This is a genomic window from Microbacterium sp. 4-7 (assembly GCF_014332665.1).
GTDB lineage: Bacteria > Actinomycetota > Actinomycetes > Actinomycetales > Microbacteriaceae > Microbacterium.
The window spans coordinates 1-6,200 of the sequence record NZ_MCRH01000010.1 but is presented as its reverse complement, the minus strand read 5'-3'; the positions used below and the strand labels follow the sequence as shown (position 1 = coordinate 6,200).

Sequence of the window (6,200 nt, the reverse complement as noted above, 5' to 3'; positions counted from 1 at the left end):
GCGTTCGCCGACGAGGTGAACGACGCCACCGGGTTCGCATTGGGCGGCGGCACGACCGTGCCGGGGATCTTGGCGACCAGGTTGTCGAACCGCACCAGGAACGGCACGTTCGATACTCCGGATCCCGCGTATGCCGCCAGGCCCACCTGACCGGGCGCCTGGAGCGCGGCCGTCGAGTCCGTCGTGCTCAGCTGCCATGCCGCCGGCTCCGCCGTGCCCGACTTCCACGCCTTCGCCCGGACGGTCGTCGGGTTCGTCCCCGATGCCTCCACCCGCAGCGTCAACGCTGTTCCCGGCGTGACGGTCAGACCCGTCAAGTTCTGCGTCGCCAGCGTCGTGCCGCTGCGCAGCACCTGCAGACTCACCGAACCGCTGGCTGTGACCGTGACCCGAGCCCGGTAGTCGTCCGCACCGATCCGACGAGCGAGCGCCTGCGCCTGCACGCTGCCGCCGACCGGCACTGAATCGAACGTCGCATCGACCGTGACCTCGGTCGCTGCCGACGAGACACCGGGCAGATACGCCGTCCGCAGCGCGCCACCGGCCGTCAGCCGGAACACACCCGAACCGTCCACGGCATAGTTCGATGCCGCATTGGCCAGCGACCACGCACCGCCCAGGTCGGACGTCCCGAGACCGCTCGGGAGCGTCCGTCCGAACGAGTCCGTCGCGAGGACACTCGGCCCGACCGGCGCTTCGACCGTCACGTCGTGCGCGACGGTCCCCGTCGCTCCGACGTTGTCCGTCACGGTCAGCGTCACCGTGTACGTGCCGGCCTCCGCATACGTGTGAGTGGCCGATGCACCGGAACCGTGCGCAGTACCGTCACCCCAGTTCCAGTCGTACGACGCGATGGAGCCGTCGGAGTCCGTGGACCCGCCGCCGTTCACCGACGCAGCCAGACCGTTCGCGGTCGAGGTGAATGCTGCAGTCGGCGCGACGTTCGCCGGAATCGGGGGGACCACGACGGATTCCGTCTTGGTCGCCGTGACGCCGTCATTGTCGGTCACCGTCAGCGTCACCAGGTATGTGCCGGCCTCCGCGTAGGTGTGTGTTCCGGTCGCAGCCGAACCGTGCGCGCTTCCGTCGCCCCAGTTCCAGTCGTACGAAGCGATCGTCCCGTCCGAGTCGACCGAGGTCGACGCATCCACAGCGACCTTCAACGGTGTCACCGAGGAGGTGAATGCCGCAGTCGGGGGCACATTCGCCACCGTGACCACCTCGGCGGTCTTCTGCGCCGTGCCGGCGCGATCGTCCGTCACCGTCAGTGTCACCGTGTACGTGCCGGCGGTCGCATAGGTGTGGGTGGCTGTCGCTCCCACACCGTGCGCACTGTCGTCACCCCAGTTCCAGTCGTACGAGGCAATCGTTCCGTCCTCGTCGGTGGATGCCGAGCCGTCGACGTCGACCTTCAGCTTGGACACCTGCGACGCGAAGCTCGCAGACGGCAGCTTGTTCGCCGGAGCGCCCTCGCTGCCCAGGCTGTAGTGGTCTGCGACGGTCGCAGGAGAGAGCACCGACGAGTAGACGGCGACCTCATCGATCGTGCCGGCGAACTCGTTGCCGCCAGGTCCCCACGTCACGTCGCCACCGACGTGCCAGTAGCCCGTGTAGTTCTCCGCTGCCGTGTTCGGGTTCTCGCCGACGAGAGCGCCGTCGACATAGAGCCGCATGCCCGCAGGCCCCTGGGTCGCCACGACGTGGTGCCACTGGCCGTTGTTGTACGAGTTGTCCGAGGTGACCATCACGGTCTGCCCCGTATAGGCACCGAAGACGAGCCGCCCGGCATCCGTCATGTAGACATGGCGGTCATAGCTCGACGAGTTGCCCGTCGCGCCATTGCCGAAGCCGATGATCTTGCCGCCGGACGACGAGGTGGTCTTGAACCACGCCTCCGTCGAGTACACCACCGGATTCACGAAGGACTTCTGGCTGATCAGCTGTCCGCCCTCGAAGGTGGTCGATCCGCTGGTCACTCCGTCGAGAGCTCCAGTGGCGACCTTCGTGTGAGCACCGAAGTACGAACCGCGCTGCGCCGAGCCTGACGAATCGGCCGCAACGGTCCCGGATGTCTCGTCGAGACGCCAGTACAGAGTCGGTTCTGCCGCGTAGACAGCCGCGCCGTATCCGTCACTGGGCGGCGTGGATCCCTCGAGCGTGCGACCGGAGGCCACGTAGTGCTCCTGGACCTGCGTGCGGGAGAGAGCGCCGTTGTAGATCGCGACCTCGTCGATCGAGCCGTTGAAGAACTGGGAGCCCGACCACGTCGAGTCGCCGCCGATGCGCCAGTAGCCCGTGTAGGCCTGAGCCGACGTCGTGTCGGAGCGCTGCGCGACCTTCACGCCGTCGATGAACAGCTCCATGCCGTCGGTCGGATCGAGCGATGCGACCACGTGGTGCCACGTACCGTCGTTGTACGCGTCCGATGAGGTGACGATGCGAGAGGCATTCGGGTAGACGCCGAAGTTCACTCGACCGCTCTGGTCCATGTAGACATGACGGTCGTACGCGGAGGAGGTCCCGGTCGGGCTGTTTCCGAATCCGACGATCTTGCCGCCTTCGGTGGTCGTGGTCTTGAACCAGGCCTCGATCGCGAACTTCTGCGGACCCTCGATGGCCGTCTGCGTCGTGGCGAAGCCCGTGTTCGTGCCGTTGAAGCTCGATGCCGGAACGGATGCCGGCGTCAGAGCGCCGTCGACGCTCCTGGTCACGCCGTCGCGTACAGCGAGGTCACTCGAACCTGCCCAGTCGATCGACGAGGAGCCCGAATCATTGAGAGGCCAGTAGCTGGTAGGGGCGTCATCGAGCACCGCCGTCGAGTAGGCCGGCATGACCCCCGCACCGTTCACCGTCGCGGTGATGATGTTGCTCCACGCCACGTTGCCGTGGGCGTCCTCTGCTCGGACGCGATACGTGTGCGTGCTGCCCTGGACGAGCCCCTTGTCGATGAAGGAGAGTCCGGCCAGACCCCAGTCGGCCGACTTCGACCGTGCTGTGGTGGTGTAGATCGGCGACGCGTTGGCGCCGTCTCTGATCAGCTTGTACTCGAGGAACTCGTTGTCACGATCCCAGTTGAGCGGCCAGCTGACGCGCATGGTCCCCTGGGCGATCGAGTTCGCCGACGGCACCCAGGTGCTGCTGCTCAGGCGAGGACCATCGCTGTTCGGCGCCTTCGAGGTCGTCGCGAATCGGACGAGGCCCTGCTGGAGCTGGTTGTTCACGCGGGTGAACTCACCCGCCATGACGACATAGTCGGTGTTGCCGGTGACGTTCCAGGGACCCTGGTTCGCACCGCTCACCGAGCCCGTGTTGAACGTCGGGTACCAGTGGAGCAGACGAGGAGCCGGGTTTCCGCCCCAGTCGTAGTATCCGTAGCCGAGGCCGTACGGGGTGGTGCGCTCGACGGAGTTCGAGAAGGCGACACCGCGGTAGAACGTCCAGGGCTCGCTCTGCGGGAACCCGTCGACCAGACTGCCGCAGTAGTGGGAGTGGCCGGCGCCGTACACGACGTCGGGAGTCGCGTAAGCACTGTAGGTGTCTCCGTGGCAGTCCTCGACCCAGGTCAGACCGCCCGTCGCCCAGTCGCTCTTGAAGATTCCCTCGAGGTTGCCACCGCCGCCGAAGTGGTAGCCGGTGCCATAGAGGTTGTCGCCGTCGGTCGTCAGCGACCAGATCGCGGCGTCGGGGCCGCCGTTGCGGACGATGCTGTTGGCCGCGAACGGCAGCAGCCCACCAGTCGTCGCATCGACCAGAGCCATGCCGTATCCGGGGTTCGACGAACCGTTGACCGTGGTGAAGTGCCCGGCCAGCGCGACCTTGGTGCCGTCGCCCGAGACCACGACGTCGTTGCCGCGGTTGTCGAGCTGCGGGGCCCAGGGCAGCAGCGCTCCCGAGGAGCTCACCGCAGCGGCTCGCACTCGGTCGTTGCTGGCGACCCGGCCGAAGATGCCGGTGAAGTACACCGCGGAGTTGGTGGCGGTGATCGCACGCACCGAGGCGTTCACGCTCGGGGCCCAGGACCCGACCAGCGTCCCAGCGGGGATGTCGAAAGCCGCGACACGGTTGCGCGTGGAACCGTTGACCGCGGTGAAGTCGCCGCCGATGTAGAGGCGCTTGCCGTCGGGGGATGCCGCGATCGACCGCACCTGGCCATTGACGTTCGGGGCGAACGACGTCATCGCGCCTGTGCGGATGTCGTACGCGATGACGTTGTTACGAGCGACCTCGTTGACGCCGGCCGCCGCGCCCGCGGGCCGGGCCGTGGCGAACTGACCGGCCGCGTAGACGGTGTTGCCGACGATCACCTGGTCCCAGACGATGCCGTTGACCTGAACGGTCGGCAACGCGTCGGTCGTCACCGTCGACGGCACGTTCGGCTCGACGGGCGCAGTGTCGGCGTTGGCGGCGGCTGGCGCGAGCACCAGACCACTCGCGATCAACGCGGTCACAGCGAGCGTCGTACCGAACCTCAGTCCGGACGCCTTCTTGTTCCCCAGAAAATTGCGCAGAACACCCATGTGCTCGCTCCCCAAATTCAATGCACTCGAAGAGTGCTCCCCAGTACCCCAGATGCTGCATCCGCCAGTCTTCGCGAACCCCTTCACGCAAGACGGCTAAGTGTGCAGCGATCGCCAGAATACCGGAATGTCTGTATGCCGTCTATAGCGACCACAGATGTTTCTGGTAATGGGCGCAGCAAAAGATCCGCGGGGCGTCGGTGACGCCCCGCGGATCCGGGTTCTGCGATTCGGCGGTGCCGGGTCAGGGGACCGGAACGGCCCTGATGCTGCCCAATGACACGGTGTAGGGCACGTTGGTCGTGCCCGAGCCGAGGTATGCGGCGACACCGACGTGGCCCGCGGCCTGGAGGGCGGCGGTCGCATCCGTCGTGCTCACCTGCCAGGCGGCGGGTTCGGTCGTGCCCGTCTTCCACACCTTCGCGCGGATCGTGGTCGGATTCGCACCGAACGCCTGCACCCGCACCTGCAGCTCCTCACCGGCCGCGAGCGTGAGCCCCGCGATGTTCGCCGCGGTCAGCGTCGTCGCCGTGCGCTGCACCTGCAGCTGCACCGCACCGTTCGCCGCGATCACGACTCGAGCCCGATAATCCTCAGCGCCCACCCGACGCGCGATGAACGACGTGAAGACACTGCCGCCGACCGGCAGCTCGCTCACGGTCATCGCCGCGGTGAGATCAGTGGACTCCGATGAGATCGATGCGAGATATGCAGCGCGCGTCGATCCAGCTCCGACGGCGATCTTCGCCGCCGCACCGTCGACCGAGTACGCCGACAGCGACGTGGTCGAGTACGACCACGCGCCACCGGTGGCGGCCGAGCCCCAGCCGTTGACGCCCGTCCGGTCGAACTCGTCCACCACGAGCGGAAGAACGGGCTCCGGCTCGGGAGCAGCGACGGTGACGGTGTTCGTGACGGTGTGAACACCGGCTCGGTCATCGGTGACCCTCAGGGCGACCGTATACGTGCCGGCCGCGGCGTAGGTGTGCGACGCCGTTGCACCGGTGCCGACCGCGCCGTCTCCGAAGTCCCACTCCCATGACGTGATCGAGCCGTCGGAGTCGGTGGAGCCCGACCCGTCCACACTCAGAGCGAGAGCGTTCGCCGACGAGGTGAACGACGCCACCGGGTTCGCATTGGGCGGCGGCACGACCGTGCCGGGGATCTTGGCGACCAGGTTGTCGAACCGCACCAGGAACGGCACGTTCGATACTCCGGATCCCGCGTATGCCGCCAGGCCCACCTGACCGGGCGCCTGGAGCGCGGCCGTCGAGTCCGTCGTGCTCAGCTGCCATGCCGCCGGCTCCGCCGTGCCCGACTTCCACGCCTTCGCCCGGACGGTCGTCGGGTTCGTCCCCGATGCCTCCACCCGCAGCGTCAACGCTGTTCCCGGCGTGACGGTCAGACCCGTCAAGTTCTGCGTCGCCAGCGTCGTGCCGCTGCGCAGCACCTGCAGACTCACCGAACCGCTGGCTGTGACCGTGACCCGAGCCCGGTAGTCGTCCGCACCGATCCGACGAGCGAGCGCCTGCGCCTGCACGCTGCCGCCGACCGGCACTGAATCGAACGTCGCATCGACCGTGACCTCGGTCGCTGCCGACGAGACACCGGGCAGATACGCCGTCCGCAGCGCGCCACCGGCCGTCAGCCGGAACACACCCGAACCGTCCACGGCATAGTTCG

The 6,200-nt window shown here is 67.4% G+C and carries 2 protein-coding genes; both read right to left on the bottom strand.

Going from position 1 to position 6,200, the window contains the following annotated elements:
* Positions 1-4,517: PKD domain-containing protein (locus tag BEP68_RS18030; protein WP_187250801.1), on the bottom strand; the 4,517-nt coding region annotated here is incomplete at its 3' end.
* A gap of 244 nt (positions 4,518-4,761) precedes the next feature.
* Positions 4,762-6,200, bottom strand: a 1,439-nt coding sequence (locus BEP68_RS18025; RefSeq protein WP_222839542.1) for a PKD domain-containing protein, incomplete at its 5' end; no start/stop codon positions are given.